At 70.1% G+C, this 13,532-nt stretch carries 13 protein-coding genes and 1 pseudogene; 2 read left to right on the forward strand and 12 right to left on the reverse strand.

The window, feature by feature from the left end; translation table 11 throughout:
* Positions 1-5 precede the first annotated feature (5 nt).
* A complete protein-coding gene (locus HWY45_RS11845) occupies positions 6-1,514 on the reverse strand; it encodes a S8 family peptidase (RefSeq protein WP_059881433.1) in 1,509 nt (502 codons plus the stop codon).
* Between the two features lie 487 nt (positions 1,515-2,001).
* Positions 2,002-2,793: a hypothetical protein gene (locus tag HWY45_RS11850; RefSeq protein ID WP_059881435.1), complete on the reverse strand. Its 792-nt coding sequence runs from the start codon at positions 2,791-2,793 to the stop codon at positions 2,002-2,004.
* A gap of 216 nt (positions 2,794-3,009) precedes the next feature.
* On the opposite strand from HWY45_RS11850, the gene HWY45_RS11855 reads away from it, so the two are divergent.
* Together HWY45_RS11855 and HWY45_RS11860 are read left to right on the forward strand one after the other, a co-directional pair.
* Positions 3,010-4,230, forward strand: a complete 1,221-nt coding sequence (locus HWY45_RS11855) for a polysaccharide pyruvyl transferase family protein (protein ID WP_059881437.1) — start codon at positions 3,010-3,012, stop codon at positions 4,228-4,230.
* A 15-nt stretch (positions 4,231-4,245) separates the two neighbouring features.
* The gene (locus tag HWY45_RS11860; protein ID WP_059881439.1) at positions 4,246-4,911 is read left to right on the forward strand and encodes a M15 family metallopeptidase; all 666 of its coding nucleotides are present in this window, start codon (positions 4,246-4,248) and stop codon (positions 4,909-4,911) included.
* A gap of 97 nt (positions 4,912-5,008) precedes the next feature.
* Here the strand turns inward: HWY45_RS11860 and HWY45_RS11865 are convergent, their stop codons facing one another.
* The 10 genes and pseudogenes from HWY45_RS11865 to HWY45_RS11910 form a co-directional block, all read right to left on the reverse strand.
* Positions 5,009-5,599: a hypothetical protein gene (locus tag HWY45_RS11865; RefSeq protein WP_230946937.1), complete on the reverse strand. Its 591-nt coding sequence runs from the start codon at positions 5,597-5,599 to the stop codon at positions 5,009-5,011.
* 227 nt (positions 5,600-5,826) lie between these two features.
* Positions 5,827-7,476 carry a hypothetical protein gene (locus tag HWY45_RS11870; RefSeq protein WP_059881441.1) on the reverse strand — a complete coding sequence of 550 codons (1,650 nt, stop codon included), beginning with the start codon at positions 7,474-7,476 and terminating at the stop codon, positions 5,827-5,829.
* Between the two features lie 88 nt (positions 7,477-7,564).
* Positions 7,565-8,362: pseudogene (sctT, locus tag HWY45_RS11875) on the reverse strand (type III secretion system export apparatus subunit SctT); the annotation flags it as partial.
* Positions 8,359-8,877: a type III secretion protein HrpB7 gene (locus HWY45_RS11880; RefSeq protein ID WP_059557878.1), complete on the reverse strand. Its 519-nt coding sequence runs from the start codon at positions 8,875-8,877 to the stop codon at positions 8,359-8,361. The gene HWY45_RS11880 and the pseudogene sctT, both read right to left, overlap by 4 nt.
* Positions 8,874-10,205, reverse strand: coding sequence for a type III secretion system ATPase SctN (sctN, locus tag HWY45_RS11885; protein WP_059557876.1), 1,332 nt, complete (start codon positions 10,203-10,205; stop codon positions 8,874-8,876). Before sctN ends, HWY45_RS11880 begins: the two co-directional genes overlap by 4 nt.
* A complete protein-coding gene (sctL, locus tag HWY45_RS11890) occupies positions 10,202-10,918 on the reverse strand; it encodes a type III secretion system stator protein SctL (RefSeq protein ID WP_059881446.1) in 717 nt (238 codons plus the stop codon). Before sctL ends, sctN begins: the two co-directional genes overlap by 4 nt.
* Positions 10,903-11,577 carry a type III secretion protein HrpB4 gene (locus HWY45_RS11895; protein WP_059881448.1) on the reverse strand — a complete coding sequence of 225 codons (675 nt, stop codon included), beginning with the start codon at positions 11,575-11,577 and terminating at the stop codon, positions 10,903-10,905. The genes sctL and HWY45_RS11895 overlap by 16 nt, the downstream gene beginning before the upstream one ends.
* Complete coding sequence (gene sctJ / locus HWY45_RS11900) at positions 11,574-12,422, reverse strand: type III secretion system inner membrane ring lipoprotein SctJ (RefSeq protein ID WP_059881450.1); 849 nt, start codon at positions 12,420-12,422, stop codon at positions 11,574-11,576. The genes HWY45_RS11895 and sctJ overlap by 4 nt, the downstream gene beginning before the upstream one ends.
* A 2-nt stretch (positions 12,423-12,424) precedes the next feature.
* Positions 12,425-12,841 carry a type III secretion protein HrpB2 gene (locus HWY45_RS11905; RefSeq protein WP_059881452.1) on the reverse strand — a complete coding sequence of 139 codons (417 nt, stop codon included), beginning with the start codon at positions 12,839-12,841 and terminating at the stop codon, positions 12,425-12,427.
* 13 nt (positions 12,842-12,854) lie between these two features.
* Complete coding sequence (locus HWY45_RS11910) at positions 12,855-13,424, reverse strand: HrpB1 family type III secretion system apparatus protein (RefSeq protein ID WP_059557866.1); 570 nt, start codon at positions 13,422-13,424, stop codon at positions 12,855-12,857.
* Positions 13,425-13,532: the final 108 nt, after the last annotated feature.

Below are 13,532 nucleotides of genomic sequence, written 5' to 3' on the forward strand. Positions count from 1 at the left end.
TTCGCTTACTGCGCGGCGGCGGCGACGGCGTTGCCCGCGTCGAGCAGGCCCGCGCCGCAGGTGCTCGTCGAGCAGTTCGAGCCGCTCGCGAACGGCCGCGCGGTCGATTGCAGGATCTGCAGCACGCGCGCCGGCGACAGCGACGGATTGACCGCGAGCATCAGCGCGACCGTGCCCGCGACGTGCGGCGTCGCCATGCTCGTGCCGTTGTAGCTCGCGTAGCTGTCCGCGCCCGGCGACGTCTGGCCGGCGTTGAGCGTCGACAGGATGCCGACGCCCGGTGCGGCGATCTTCACGGCCGGGCCGGTGTTGCTGAAGCTCGCGCGCACGCCGCGGCTGTCGATCGCGGCGACGGCGATCACGCCCTGGCAGTTCGCGGGCTGGCTCTGCGCGACGGGGCCGCCGCTGTTGCCGGCCGCGACGACGACGTTCGTGCCGCGCGCCGTGATCGCGTTGATCGCGTTCTGGTAGGTCGTGCTGCAGGTGCGGCCGTAGCCGCCGAGGCTCAGGTTCAGCACCTTCGCCGGGTTCGGGTTCGCCGGCGCGCCCGGCACCGCGAGCCCCGCGGCCCAGCGCATGCCGTCGGCGATGTCGCTCAGCGTTCCGCCGCACTTGCCGAGCACGCGCACCGGCAGCACCTTGCCGGCCCACGAGATGCCCGCGACGCCGTTGCCGTTGTTCGACACCGCGCCGATCGTGCCGGCGACGTGCGTGCCGTGCCACGAGCTGTTGCTCGCGCCGCAGTCGTAGAACGGGCCGTTCGGATCGGCGTCTTCCTGCGCGGTCACCCAGTCGCCCGGATCCAGTGCGCTGTTGTCGCGGCCGCCGCCGTCGTTCGCGCCGGCCGGATCCGACACGAAGTCGTAGCCGGGCAGCAGGTTGGCCGCGAGGTCCGCGTGCGGACGATAGCCCGTATCGATCACGCCGACGACGACGCTCGCCGAGCCCGTCGTGCGATCCCATGCCTTCGGCAGGTTCGCGCCGCCGGCCGGATTGAAGTAACCCCACTGCTCGGAGTAGCGCGTGTCGTTCGGCACGAGGAACGCGCGCATCCGCGCGTCCGGCTCCGCATACTCGATCGCGCCGTCCGCCGCGAAATCGCGCGCGAGCGCTTCGGCTTCGGCCACCGACACATGGCGCTGCAGCGACAGCACGGTCGCGCCGCCCGACATGTCGCGCTTCACGCGCAGGCCGGCGGCGGGGTCGCCCGCGTTGCCGGGCGCGGTGGCGGCGGACGCGCCGAACGCGCGCGCGCCGGCGCGGGCCTTGCGCGCGGCGAGCACGCGATCGATCACCGCCTGCACGTCCGTGGGCTCGGCGCGCGCGATCGACGCGCCGGGCGAGGCCTTCGCGGCGCGCAACTTGATGATGAGCTGGTTGACCGCATCGGCCGGCCCGGGGCCGGACGGCGCGGCGGCCGCTTGCGCCCAGGCGGCCGACGCGAGCCCGGCCAGCGCCGCGCCGACGACGGTCGATTTAAGCGAAGCAGTGCGAATCAATCTGGACATGCCCATACACCCCCCAGGATGGCATTGAACGGCACGAGTCGACGATGTTGTAGGTGTAGCTGGATCTTTGCTGCGATGCCGGCGAGAAAGAACACGCCGCGCCGATGCGAACGACCAGGAATCGATCGGGCGGCGTGTTGCCGGCAAAACGGTTGCGGCCGATCGATTCATCCGGCCGCGCGGGGCCGGACGATGCGTCGTCCGCCGGAGTTGTGTGACGGGAACTGACTGTTGCGAAACGGTGCCCGTGTTCGTTACGCGATGCGTGCGCCGCAGAGGCCCGTTTTTCTTTCCGGAAGCTTGCACAAAACTTATCCGACTGAAATCGTCATGTCAAACATTTTTAGCTTGAATCAAAAAAAGTTTGATTGTGTTGGAAGCTGGATCGATGACGAGGCGGTTGTATGGGGAATTGATGACTGCGCTGCAAGAGTCGGCGTCATTGTTTGGTGATTCGATGCGTCGATGCAGGTCAGCCGACGCATCGACGTCATCAATGCGTGCCCGCCTTCTTCATCAGCGCGTCCCGCGCATGCGCCGACAGCGTGGGGCTGATCGCGATCTGCTTGATGAGCGGCGCGTAGGCGACCGCCGCGAGCTTGTTCAACTGCGCGAGCAGGACGGTTTCGGGAATCGCCCCGAGATCGGTGGTCAGCCTGACGTTGTCGCTGGCCGTCAGGCACGCGAAGTTGCCGTTGGTCGTGTAGATCCACAGGTACGGCGGGATGTGATCCGGCGCCAGCACGGATTTTTCGGTGATCAGATTCTGGCGCGTGATGGCCGGATTGTTGGCAGTGAGATCGGCCCATTGTGCGGTGTCCTGATCGTCGACGGTCGGCACGTCGCGCAGCGACGCGATCAGCAGCGTCGCGTCCTCGGTCGCATACACCGACGAGCGCCACATCTCGCGCGCCAGGTACAGCCCTGCGCCGACGAGATTGTCGGCCGCCTTCGGGATGCCGGCCGCATGCTGTGCGAGCCGCCCGTGCGTGCACGCATCGATCCACTGCACGTTGTACGCGGCGGGCCCCCACGAATACCAGAGGCCCGTCGTGCGCTTGTCGCCGGAGACCGAACGGAATTTTTGCGCGGCGCTCGTGTACGACTCGATCCCGGCGATGTCGCCGGCGCTCACGCGCACCGCCGGGCTCGGCGGCGTGCCCGTCGGGGCGATGCGGTAATGCAGCGTCGTGCCGCCGGGCGTCGTTTCGGTATCGACGCCTTCGATGACGCCGCTGCGGCCATCTTTCAGGCGCACGTGTTGTCCTGCTTCGTAGATCGGCATGGTTGGCTCTCCAGTGCTTGCGTGGACGGGTGAAGGCCCGCGAGCGGGCATGCGTGAACGATAGGCGTGCGCGCGGCGACGGCCCATGGGCCGAACGTGCCGCGCGAGGTCACGGGACGAAGGGCCGGGGCGTTTGCGAGCGGATGCCGATAGACTCTCTGTTACGTACGCTCATTCGCGCATGACGCCGGTCATGCGCCCACCGGACTTCCCGCGATGCGAAGACACGCGCAGCACGACACGCCGACCGTCCTGTTCGGCGCGTTCGATCGGCACAATTTCGGCGACCTGCTGTTCCCGCACGTCGCCGAGCGCATGCTCGACGGCGGCGACCTGCGTTTCGCCGGCCTGGCCACGCGCGACCTGCGCCGCTACGGCGGCCATCGCGTCGACGCGTTCGCCCGGATCGCGGCGGATTCGCGCGGGCACGCGCTGAACGTCGTGCATGTCGGCGGCGAACTGCTGACCTGCAATGCATGGGAAGCGGCCGTCATGCTGTCGCGCCCGGGCGAGACCCGGGACGACCTCGCGCATGCCGACACGTGGGCGCAAAACGGGCCCGCGTGGGCGCATGCGCGGTTCGGCACGGCGTCGCTGGCGCCGTACGTGCTGTCGCGGCATGCGTATCCGGACGCGCCGATGCGCCGCGTCGCGTTCAATGCGGTCGGCGGCGTCGCGCTCGACGCAGTCGATGCGGCGCTGCGCGACGAGGTGCTCGCCGCGCTCGCGGCGGCGGACGACGTCAGCGTGCGCGACGCGCACACGCATGCGCTGCTGAGCGCGGCGGGCATTCGCGCGCGGCTCGTGCCCGATCCGGCAGCCATGACCTGCGCGCTGTTCGGCGCGCGGATTCGCCGCCACGCCGGCGAGCGCGCGATGCGGGAGGTGTTGCGCGCGTTTCCCGGCGGCTATGCGGCCGTGCAGTTCAGTGCCGATTTCGGCGACGATGCCACGCTGGACCTGCTCGCGCATGCGCTGACGCGCGCGGCGGAGTCGCATCGGCTCGGCATCGTGCTGTTCCGCGCGGGCGCGGCGCCATGGCATGACGATCTCGCGTGCTACGAGCGCATCGCCGGCCGGATGCGGGGCGCGTCGGTCAGGCTCTTTTCGTCGCTGGATCTGTGGGATATTGGCGCGCTGATTGCCGGCAGCCGCGTGTATTGCGGCAGCAGCCTGCATGGCCGGATCGTCGCGATGTCGTTCGCGCGGCCGCGCGTCAACGTCCGTCATCCGGGCGACGGCGCGCGGATGACGAAGGCGGGTGCGTATGTGGCGGCGTGGGAGGCGGCGGGGGTGCCGGGCGTCGTCGGCGTGGATGATGTCGGCGATGCGATCGGCGACGCACTGCATGCGGATGCGGCGACGCTCGAAGGCAAGGCGAGGGAACTGGCCGATCTTTACCGCGAAGGGTTCGCGTGGGTGCGCCGAATGTTTTGACCAACGAGAGTGGACATGACCTTGCTTGGTCTTTCCGATCCCCGCGTCGCGCAGATTCCGGTCGTCGACACCGGCGAGCCGCTGGTCGCGCTCGATGGGCTGAGCACGCGGCTGCGAATGGATCATTCGACGGAACACCGCGCCAACCTCGGTTATGACCTCGATTTTCGCGCGCGCGAGACGGTCGGCGTGAAACTGGCGAAAGCGTCGATACAGCTTCCGGATGGTTTTACGTTGCTGGTGAAAGAGTCCTTACGTCCGTCGACGCTGCAGGACAAGTGGTTTCGGGAGTATCGGCACAAGATCCTGGCCCACCATCCGGGCATCGCGGAAGACGACGCGAACGTGTTGGCTTCCCGGTACGTCGCGCCGCCTTCGGTCGCCGGGCATCCGACCGGCGGGGCGATCGACGTCACGCTGTGCGATGGCGAAGGCAGGGAACTGAATCTCGGATGCCCGTACGACGCCGATGAGGCCTCGTCCAACGGCGCGTGCCGCTCCGCGTGCGACACGCTGGAGCCGCAAGCCGCGGCGCATCGCCGGATCCTCTTTACCGTTCTGGGCGAAGCAGGCTTCGTCAACTACCCGTTCGAATGGTGGCATTGGTCCTACGGCGACCGATATTGGGCTGTGGTTACGCGGCGCGAACATGCGATTTATGGGGCTGTAGATATGCGCTGACGCGCATCCGTGCCGGTGCTGCAAGAAGCGGCGTGACGCGCGCGACCCCTTCCGAATGAACGGAAGCGGTCGGCGCGCCACGTGACGCTCGAATCCCTCACTCGTGCTTCGGGGAAGGCAGCGTTTCGAAATCCTGGTGCAGGCTCGCCGTCGCGCGCGAGGCGTCCCACGCATTCGAACTATGACGCGCCGCCTCGAAATCGCGCGCGGGCCCGACGGTCATCGACGCCGCGGCATTGAGCGCCGAACCGAACGCGGTGACTGCGCCGTCGCTGTATTCGCCGCGTTGCAAATGCCCGAGTGCGTCAGTGCCGAACGACTTGCTTTCGGTCATGTGCGCACCGGTGTGCGTCTGCGTGCCCTGGGAGATGCCGTGGAGGTTGCCGAGCACGCTGTCGCGCGAACCCGGCGTAATGCCGAACCCATTGCTCTGCAGCGTCGAGCTGACGTGATGCACGGCCGCCGAATAGTAGGTTGCGTTCGATTGTCCCATGTAGGCGGCGGATTGCTCCGTCACCTCCTGGCGGAGCGTATGCGGCGTCGACAGGTTCTGCAGGCCCGTCAGCGATGCGCCACCGGTCGAACGCTCGTTCGGGCGCCGGGTCGGCTGGGAATCGCCGCTCGACGGAGCAGGCGTGGTGTAGTTCTGCAGCGGCGCGGCGTGGCCGCCGTTGATTTTATCGGGCATGGTCGAGACCTTTGCTCAAGAGATGAAAGGGCCGCCGGGCGCCGCGGCGCTCGACGGAACGATCGACTGGCAGTGTGTTCGTCGAAACCGGATGTCGGCGACCGTCGATCGATGGAGGCATGATGCGCGTCGCGGCGAAGGGGGCGGCGTGACATGCGAAGCGCGCGACGCGAAAGCGAAACGTCGAATGCATGGGCAGGCATCGGGTGTCGCCGCGCATCGCTCACTCACCGCCGCTGCAACACCGTCCGCATCGCCGTCACGTCATCAGGCGCGCGCTCACCCGATGCCGCCTGCTCCGCATACGTGCGCCCCGCATCCGTCGCGCGGGCATGCGACGTCGCCGCATCGTTCGCGAGACTGATCTCGATGCGCCGCACGATCAGGCTTTCGATCGCGACGCGCGCCTCGCCGCTGCGCATGCCGAGATCGCGCATCAGGTTGAATGCGTTCATGAGATCGGCATCCTTGTCGATCGCATCGCGCAGCGCGCGCTTCTGCTGCGACGTCGACGCATCCTTCGCGTGTATGCCCCGGTAGAACGCATGCAGCTTCGCGTGACCTTCGCCCGCGAAGCGATCGATGCTGCGGTCGACGATCGTCATCGCGTGCTTGGCCGTCAGGTCGGCCATGTCGTTCTTGTTCGTCGTCGATTTCTTCTCGTCGATCCAGCGCCCCGGAAAGACCTTGCCGAAGCGCTTGCGATCGGCCTCGATCCGCCCGTTGTCCTTCAGCACCGCATGGATCCCCTTGATCGCTTCGTCGGGCGTCTCGTCGCTGATGCCGCGCGGATCGAGCGACATGCGATCGCGCAGCGCGTTGCGGTCGATCTCGCGCGCCTTGTCGTTGCGCATCCGCTGCTTCACGCCGCGCACGCCCTTGCCGATGTCGAGTGCGTTCATCAGCCCGAGCGCGAAGCCCGCCTGTTTCGTCGCGATCGCGGCCGCGCTGGCCGGCGCGGCCGCAAGCCCATGCGTGCCGGCGATCAGCGCCGCGCCCGACGCGATGCCGAGCGCGTTGCGGCCGAGCTCGTAGGCGGCGCGGCTCATCCGCTTGCCGGCGACTTCGTGGCGGATGTAGAGCGTCAGCAGCACGTCCTTCGCACGCGCGCTTTCGGCCGCAAGCTGCGGATCGTCGCTCGCCGCGAGCGTCATCACCTTGTCGAGGTCGTAGTCGAGCCTGCCCTTGCGGTCGCGCGTGAGCATCAGCCGGTCGAGCCGGCGCGCATCGCTGCCGGCGGCCGCGCCGCTGAACGCCGCGACGTCGCGGTCGCGCATCGCCGACAACTGGTGGTCGTAGCGCCGGCGCTTGCGCCACGACGCGAACAGCGCATGGCCGTTCATGCCCGCGCCGACCGTCTCGTGCGCGAGGCCGGCGCCGAGCCCGCCGATCGCGAGGCCGGTTGCGTCCGCGCCGTGATGATTGGCGGCGGCGGCGTTGAACAGCGGCGCGAGCGGGCGGATGCCGTTCGCCTCGACGAGCGTGAAGCCCGGCTTGCTGCGGTCGTAGGCCTGGCCGGGCTGGCGTTCGGGATGCGGGGCGTGGAATGCGTCGGCGGGCGGCGGAGCAGCCTGCTGTGTAGTGGGCGGGGGCGGTGGAGGCGGCGGCGCGGTGGTCGGCGACGTGCTGCCGTTCGTCTGGCCGATGATGGCGCCAAAAGAAAGCGGCTCGCCGAGCGACAGCGGCGGCAGCTGCGGCGGCGCTTCGTTTCGGCCTTGATGGCCCGCTTCACGCGCGCTGCGCAACTGCCCGTGCGAGAACGCGCCGAGCGAGCGCCTCGGCCGGTCGCTTGACGGGCTCGACGAGGAACCCGGCGCGTTCCGGTCCGGATCGGCGACGGTGGACGACTGCGTTGACTGCTGAACCGACTTCAACATGACGACGTGCCTCCTGTATGGATCGATACCCCCCGGCAAACGACATGAGCGCCGATGCGCGCTTCCTGCAGATTTCCCGCTAGTGACCGGCGAGCTGCTTCACCTGCTGCGCGAGCCCCGCCAGCGAAATCTGCCCGCGCATCTCGCTGACGAAACTCCCCGCCAGCACCGCGACGATCAGCACCGCGATCGCGCCCTTGAGCGGCTGGCTGACGTTCATCAGGTCGAGCTTCTGCGCAGACCGCGACACGAACGCCAGGCCCAGGTCGACGAGCAGCAGCATCGCCATCATCGGCGTGGCGATCCGCGCGACCATGTTCATCAGCATGTCGATGCGCGCCTGCGCGAACATTTCGAGCAGCGGCGCGGGCACCGGATCGAACGAGCCGAGCGGCCACCACGCATACGATTCATACAGCGCGCCGAGCAGGAACGTCATGCCGCCCAGCAGCCAGAACGACGCGATCGTCAGTTGCCCGAACAGCGTGGCCATCAGCGACGTCTGCGCGCCCGAGCTCGGGTTCTGCATCTGCACGTTGTTGAAGCCGGCGAGATCGTCGACGTAGGTGCCGATCGCCTCGGCGGCCCAGAACACGGTGGACGCCGCGATGCCGAGCACGAGCCCGATCACGGCCTCCTTCGCGCAAGCGATCACGAGGAACGCGCCGTGAAGCTGCGGCAGCAGCGCCTGTTGCCCGCACGCGACGAACAGGCACCAGACCGCGGCCGCGCCGCTGCGCATCGGGCCTTTCATCACGTTGTCGGCGGTCGCGGGCAGGATCGTCATGATCACGAGCAGCCGCTCGCTCGACAGCGCAAGCAGCACGATGAAGCTGATGAATTCGTCGCCCAGGTGCTGCAGCGGAAAGATGTCGTAGGTCGTCATGCGTCCGTCTCGTTGGATGCCCGCGCGGCCGCGAGCCGGCGCGCGAGCACGCCTTCCTCGATCTCCTCGTCCTGCACGTCCTCGGCGGCTGCGTCGGCCGCGCGCGCGAGCCGGCGGATCCGCTCGCGCACGACGTCGATCTGCGCGTCGTTGCGCGCGATCTGGCGCGCGGTCGCGGCGAGCTGGTCGAGCTTCGCCTGCAAGGCCGCACGCAGCCGTGCGCACTGTGCGCTCGCAAGCGCGTGCTCGTCGAGCAGCACGTCGCGATAGCGGCGGCATGCCGCGTAATCGCCGATCGTGAACGGCGCGTGGCCGGCGGCCATCGCGTCGACGCGCGCCGCATAGCGATTCGCCGCGTCGAGCTTCGCGTGCGCGTGCGCTTCGCCCTGCGCGAGCTCGGCCGCCGCCGCGTCGCGTTCGGCGCGCTGCGCGGCCTGCGCGTCGCGCAGCTTCGCGCCGCGCTGCTCGCGCCGCGCGAGCAGCGTCTCGAACGCGCGTTGCGTGCGGTGCTTCATTGTTGGACGAGCGCGTGCAGCGCGGCGAGCGTCGCTTCGGGCGCCATGTACTCGTCGGTGCGCTGGTTGAGGAACGCGCGGATCCGGTCGATCTTCGCGACGGCCTCGTCGGCCGCCGGGTCGCTGCCGGCCTGGTATTCGCCGAGCTGCAGCAGCGTCTCGATCTCGCGATGCTTCGCGAGCAGCTGGCGCAGCCGGCCGGCCGCGCCGACGTGCTCGCGCGTCGTGACCTGCGGCATGATCCGCGACAGGCTGCCGAGCACGTCGATCGCCGGATACTGGTTGCGCGCGGCGATGTCGCGCGACAGGATGATGTGGCCGTCGAGAATGCCGCGCACTTCCTCGGCGATCGGGTCGCTGCCGGAATCGTCCTCCGCGAGCACCGTATACAGCGCGGTGATCGAGCCTTGCTCGCCCATCCCGGTGCGTTCGAGCAGGCGCGGCAGCTCGGCGAACACCGAAGGCGGGAAGCCGCGCCGCGCGGGCGGCTCGCCGGCCGCGAGGCCGATCTCGCGGCCGGCGCGCGCGAAGCGCGTCAGCGAATCCATCATCAGCAGGACGCGCTTGCCCTGGTCGCGGAAATACTCGGCGATCGCGGTGGCGGCATACGCGGCCTTCGCGCGCTCGATCGACGAGCGGTCGGAGGTCGCGCACACGACCACCGAGCGCGCCATGCCGTCCTCGCCCATGATCAGCTCGACGAACTCGCGCACTTCGCGGCCGCGCTCGCCGATCAACGCGATCACGTTGATGTCGCACGACGCGCCGCGCGCGAACATCCCGAGCAGCGTGCTCTTGCCGACGCCCGCGGGCGCGAAGATCCCCATCCGCTGGCCTTCGCCGAGCGTGATCAGGCCGTCGACGATGCGCACGCCGGTCGCGAGCGACGCGTCCACCATGCGCCGCGACATCGGGTTCGGCGGCGGCGCGAGCACCGGGCGCAGCGCGTCGTAGTCGAGCGGGCCGCGCCCGTCGATCGGCTCGCCGAAGCTGTCGATCACGCGCCCGAGAATGCCGTGGCCGACCTTCACCGACAGCGGCCGTCGCAGGCCGATCACGCGCGTGCCGCGATTGACCTCGCCGAGCGTGCCGAACGGCGACAGCAGCGCGACGTTGCGCGTGAAGCCGACCACTTCCGCATGCTGGATCAGCACGCCCGACGCACTGCGCAGCTCGCACAGCTCGCCGAGCGTCGCCTCGAGGCCGACGACGCGCACGATCGTGCCGATCACCTCGAGCACCTTGCCGGTCATGCCGACGGCGGGCTCGATCGCGAGCCGCGCGGCCATCGCGTCGGCGACGCGGGACAGGTCGGTCAGCGCGTTCATGCGCGCCCCGCGTCGTCGAGTGCGCGGGCGAGCGCCGCGCGGATCGCATTCAGCTGCGTGTCGAGGCTCGCGTCGACGGTGCCGAAGTCGGATTCGCACACGCAGGTGCCGCGCGCGACGCGCGCCTCGACCACGACGTCGACGGGCACGTTGCGCCCCTGCCGGCGCCACGCGTCGGCGAGCAAGCCGAACTGCTCGCGCGCGGCGTCGTAATCGGCGTCGCACACGCGCACCGTCAGGTAGCTCGCGCCGGCGACGACGCGCTCCACCGTCTCCGCCGCGCGCGCGAACAGGCCGCGCGCGTCTTCCGTGCGCACCATCTGCTGCACGGCCGCGGCGACGAGCTCCGCGAGCCGTTCGCGCATCCGGTCGCGCACGTTGCGCTCCTGCTCGAACGAATCGGCCGCTTTCGCGTGCCAGTCGGCGATCGCCTGCGCGCGGCCCGCGTCGTAGCCGCGCGCATAGGCGCTGTCGTGCTCGCGCTGCGCTGCTGCGACGAGCGCGTCGGCCTGCGCACGCGCGTCGGCGGCGATCCGCGCGGCGTCGTCGCGGGCCGTGCGCAGCACGGCGTCGCGTTCCGCCGCGAGCGCGTCGAGCGCGGCGTCGAGCGCCTCGACCGTCTCGTACGCGTCGCGGCGCAGCACGCCGTGCGGCGCGTCGATGCAGAGATCGTCGGCGAGCGGGATCTGTCGGTTCTTCAGCCAAAAAGCCATGACCACTCCGGAAACAGCGACGGCAGGCGCGCGAGCAGCGTCGCGCCGTCGGCGCTCGCGCCAGCGTGTTCGATCCACGGCGGGCGCACGGCGTCGCGCGGCAGCGCGAGGCGCACGATGCGCATCGGCCCCGCCGCCGACCACGCCCGTTCGTGCTCGAACAGGCACCAGCCTTCCCAGGCGACGTCGTCGCCGGACAGTTGCGCGAGCGGCGCGGCCGGCTCGCGCCGGTCGAGATCGCGCGCGCGCGGCGCATCCGGCAGCGCGGCCAGCGCGCGGCAGCCGTCGGCGCCGACCCAGCCGGCAAGCCGTTCGCGGCTCGCCCGGTCGATCCAGTGGCGCAGCTCGGTGCGCCGCCGCAGCAGCGCGCGCACGCGCAACAGCCGCAGCGCGTCGGCGACGGGCAGCGCGGCGAGCCGGTTCGCGGGCGCATCGAAGCCGTCGAGCGACGGCGACGCAATGCCGAGCGTGCGCAGCAGCCGCAGCGAGCACGCGGCGCGCAGCGCGGGCGCATGGGCATGCATCGTCGCGACGAGCGGCGCGAGCGCGCCGTGCCAGCTCGCGTGCACCCAGTCGGCCGCGCGTCGCGCGTTCGTGTCGTAGCCGGCGAGCCACGCGGCCCGCGTCGCGACGCTCGCGACCGTCGCGCCGCCGCTCATCGCGCGGCGGCCTGCTGAGAAGCAGCCGCGTTCGCATCGCCGCCGCCACCGCCGCGCAGCCGCGCGGCGAGGCCGCCCGCGCCCGCGCCGCCCTGCTTGCGCGCGCGCCACCACAGCACGCCGCCGCCGGCCGCGAGCAACACGCACACGACGACGGCGATCAGCACGCCGACGAGCGCGACGCCGCCGGATTTCTGCGCGGACGGCTGCGCGGCCGACACGAGATCGATCGGCTCGGCGGCGACCGACGTGACGCTCACCTCGTCGTATTTCAGCCCCTCGACGCTATGGACGACGAGGTTCTTGATCTGCGGCGTGAGCGTCGCGAGGTTCGCGTTCGGCCGGTACTTGATGAACACCGACGCCGACGACGGCTTCGCGACCTGCGCGAGCGGATCGTTGTTCGGCAGCACGATGTGCACGCGCGCGACCACGACGCCGTCGATTTTCGACAGCGTGTCCGACAGCTCCTGCGACACGCCGTAGATGAACCGCACGCGCTCCTCGGTCGGCGTCGACACGAGGCCGTCCTTCTTGAACAGCGCGCCGAGATCGTCGTAACGCGTCGCGGGCAGCCCGCGCGCGCGCAGCACTTCCATCGCCTTGACGATCTGCTTGTCGTCGACGGCGAGCGTCCAGGTCTTGCCGCCGTCGGGCGACTTCTTCTGCGCGTCGACGCCGTTCTGCAGCAGCGCGGCCATCATCTCGTTGCAGTCGCGCTCGGCGAGGCCGCCGTACAGCTCCTGCTGGCAGCCGGCGACGAGCACGGCGCTCGCGAGCAGCGCGGCGAGCCGGGCCATGCGGCGGCGGCCGCGCGCGGAGATCGGGGGATGGAGTCGGTTCATGGCTATTGGTTCTTCATCAGCGAGCCGATCGCATCTTTCGTCGACGTGACGACGCCCATCTTCGCCTGCAGGTCGATCTGCATCGCGGTCGCCTCGGCCGACGCCTGGATCGACGCCGCGAACATCTGGTTCATCGACAGCTCGTCCGCGTGCTGGCTCAGGTACGCGGCGTTGTCGAGCGTCTGCCTGATCGCGGCGTCCGACGTCTCGACGAGCTTCGAGATCGCGCTGCCTTCCTGCGCGTGCGAGACGGGCGGCGTCGGCGTTGCGTTCGACATCAGCGCCTGGAAACGGCCGGCGACGTCGGGCGAAACCTCGGGCGGGACGTGGCTCGTGGCGCCGGCGGGCGCCGCCGCCGCGTCGGAGAAGGCGACGTCGAGCGCACGAGTCAGGTCGGTCGGGGAAAGCGGGGCGGTCATGTCGGCCTCCTCGTCAAAGACGCAGATATTGCTGATGCGCGAACGCGGCCTGCGCGTCGAAGCCGCCGGCCGGGTTCGCGGGTGCGGCGCCGGTCGCATCGCCGTTCGCCGCGGCGGCCGATTCGGGCAATTCCCAGACGCCCGTGCGGTCCGCATGTTCCTTCGCGAGCATCACGTCGTGCTGCCGTTCGAGCGCACGCACCAGCGCGACCGCCTGAGCGGGGCTGCCGGCCGCCAGCACTTCGTCGGCGGCGATCCGCCATTCGGGGTCGCGCTTCAGTTGCAGCGCGAACGCGAGCAGCGCCTTGCCGTAGATCGCGTTGGTCGTGCCGTTCGCTATTTCTGCGAACACGCGCACCGCGTCGTCCCAGTTGCCGAGCGCGACGTGCAGCATGCCGTCGAACATGTCGGCGGCCGGCAGCTGCGGCGCGAGCACGCGCAGCGCGTCGATCAGCAGGCCGATGTCGTACGGATCGGCGGCCGGGCCGTCGAGCGCGCCGCCGAGCGCAAGGCTCGCGGCGTCGATCAGTTCGTTCAGCGCCGCTTGGCTGCATCGCAGGTAAGTCGGCCGGGATTCGTCCATGGTGTGCGCTCCGTGGCGCCGCGCGAGCGGCGCATGTCGTTGAGGGAAAGGCGTATGAGGCGCAAGGTAGCAGCGCGCCGCGGCCGGCCGGGCGCCGATGCGAAGCGT

It is taken from the genome of Burkholderia stagnalis (assembly GCF_902830275.1).
In the GTDB taxonomy this organism is placed as follows: Bacteria; Pseudomonadota; Gammaproteobacteria; order Burkholderiales; family Burkholderiaceae; genus Burkholderia; species Burkholderia stagnalis.

What these genes read in the sequence shown, in the direction of transcription:
- HWY45_RS11845 (WP_059881433.1), bottom strand. Translation starts at nt 1,514, where the DNA reads ATGGGCATGTCCAGATTGATTCGCACTGCTTCGCTTAAATCGACCGTC.
- HWY45_RS11850 (WP_059881435.1), bottom strand. Translation starts at nt 2,793, where the DNA reads ATGCCGATCTACGAAGCAGGACAACACGTGCGCCTGAAAGATGGCCGC.
- HWY45_RS11855 (WP_059881437.1), top strand. Translation starts at nt 3,010, where the DNA reads ATGCGAAGACACGCGCAGCACGACACGCCGACCGTCCTGTTCGGCGCG.
- HWY45_RS11860 (WP_059881439.1), top strand. Translation starts at nt 4,246, where the DNA reads ATGACCTTGCTTGGTCTTTCCGATCCCCGCGTCGCGCAGATTCCGGTC.
- HWY45_RS11865 (WP_230946937.1), bottom strand. Translation starts at nt 5,599, where the DNA reads ATGCCCGATAAAATCAACGGCGGCCACGCCGCGCCGCTGCAGAACTAC.
- HWY45_RS11870 (WP_059881441.1), bottom strand. Translation starts at nt 7,476, where the DNA reads ATGTTGAAGTCGGTTCAGCAGTCAACGCAGTCGTCCACCGTCGCCGAT.
- HWY45_RS11880 (WP_059557878.1), bottom strand. Translation starts at nt 8,877, where the DNA reads ATGAAGCACCGCACGCAACGCGCGTTCGAGACGCTGCTCGCGCGGCGC.
- sctN (WP_059557876.1), bottom strand. Translation starts at nt 10,205, where the DNA reads ATGAACGCGCTGACCGACCTGTCCCGCGTCGCCGACGCGATGGCCGCG.
- sctL (WP_059881446.1), bottom strand. Translation starts at nt 10,918, where the DNA reads ATGGCTTTTTGGCTGAAGAACCGACAGATCCCGCTCGCCGACGATCTC.
- HWY45_RS11895 (WP_059881448.1), bottom strand. Translation starts at nt 11,577, where the DNA reads ATGAGCGGCGGCGCGACGGTCGCGAGCGTCGCGACGCGGGCCGCGTGG.
- sctJ (WP_059881450.1), bottom strand. Translation starts at nt 12,422, where the DNA reads ATGAACCGACTCCATCCCCCGATCTCCGCGCGCGGCCGCCGCCGCATG.
- HWY45_RS11905 (WP_059881452.1), bottom strand. Translation starts at nt 12,841, where the DNA reads ATGACCGCCCCGCTTTCCCCGACCGACCTGACTCGTGCGCTCGACGTC.
- HWY45_RS11910 (WP_059557866.1), bottom strand. Translation starts at nt 13,424, where the DNA reads ATGGACGAATCCCGGCCGACTTACCTGCGATGCAGCCAAGCGGCGCTG.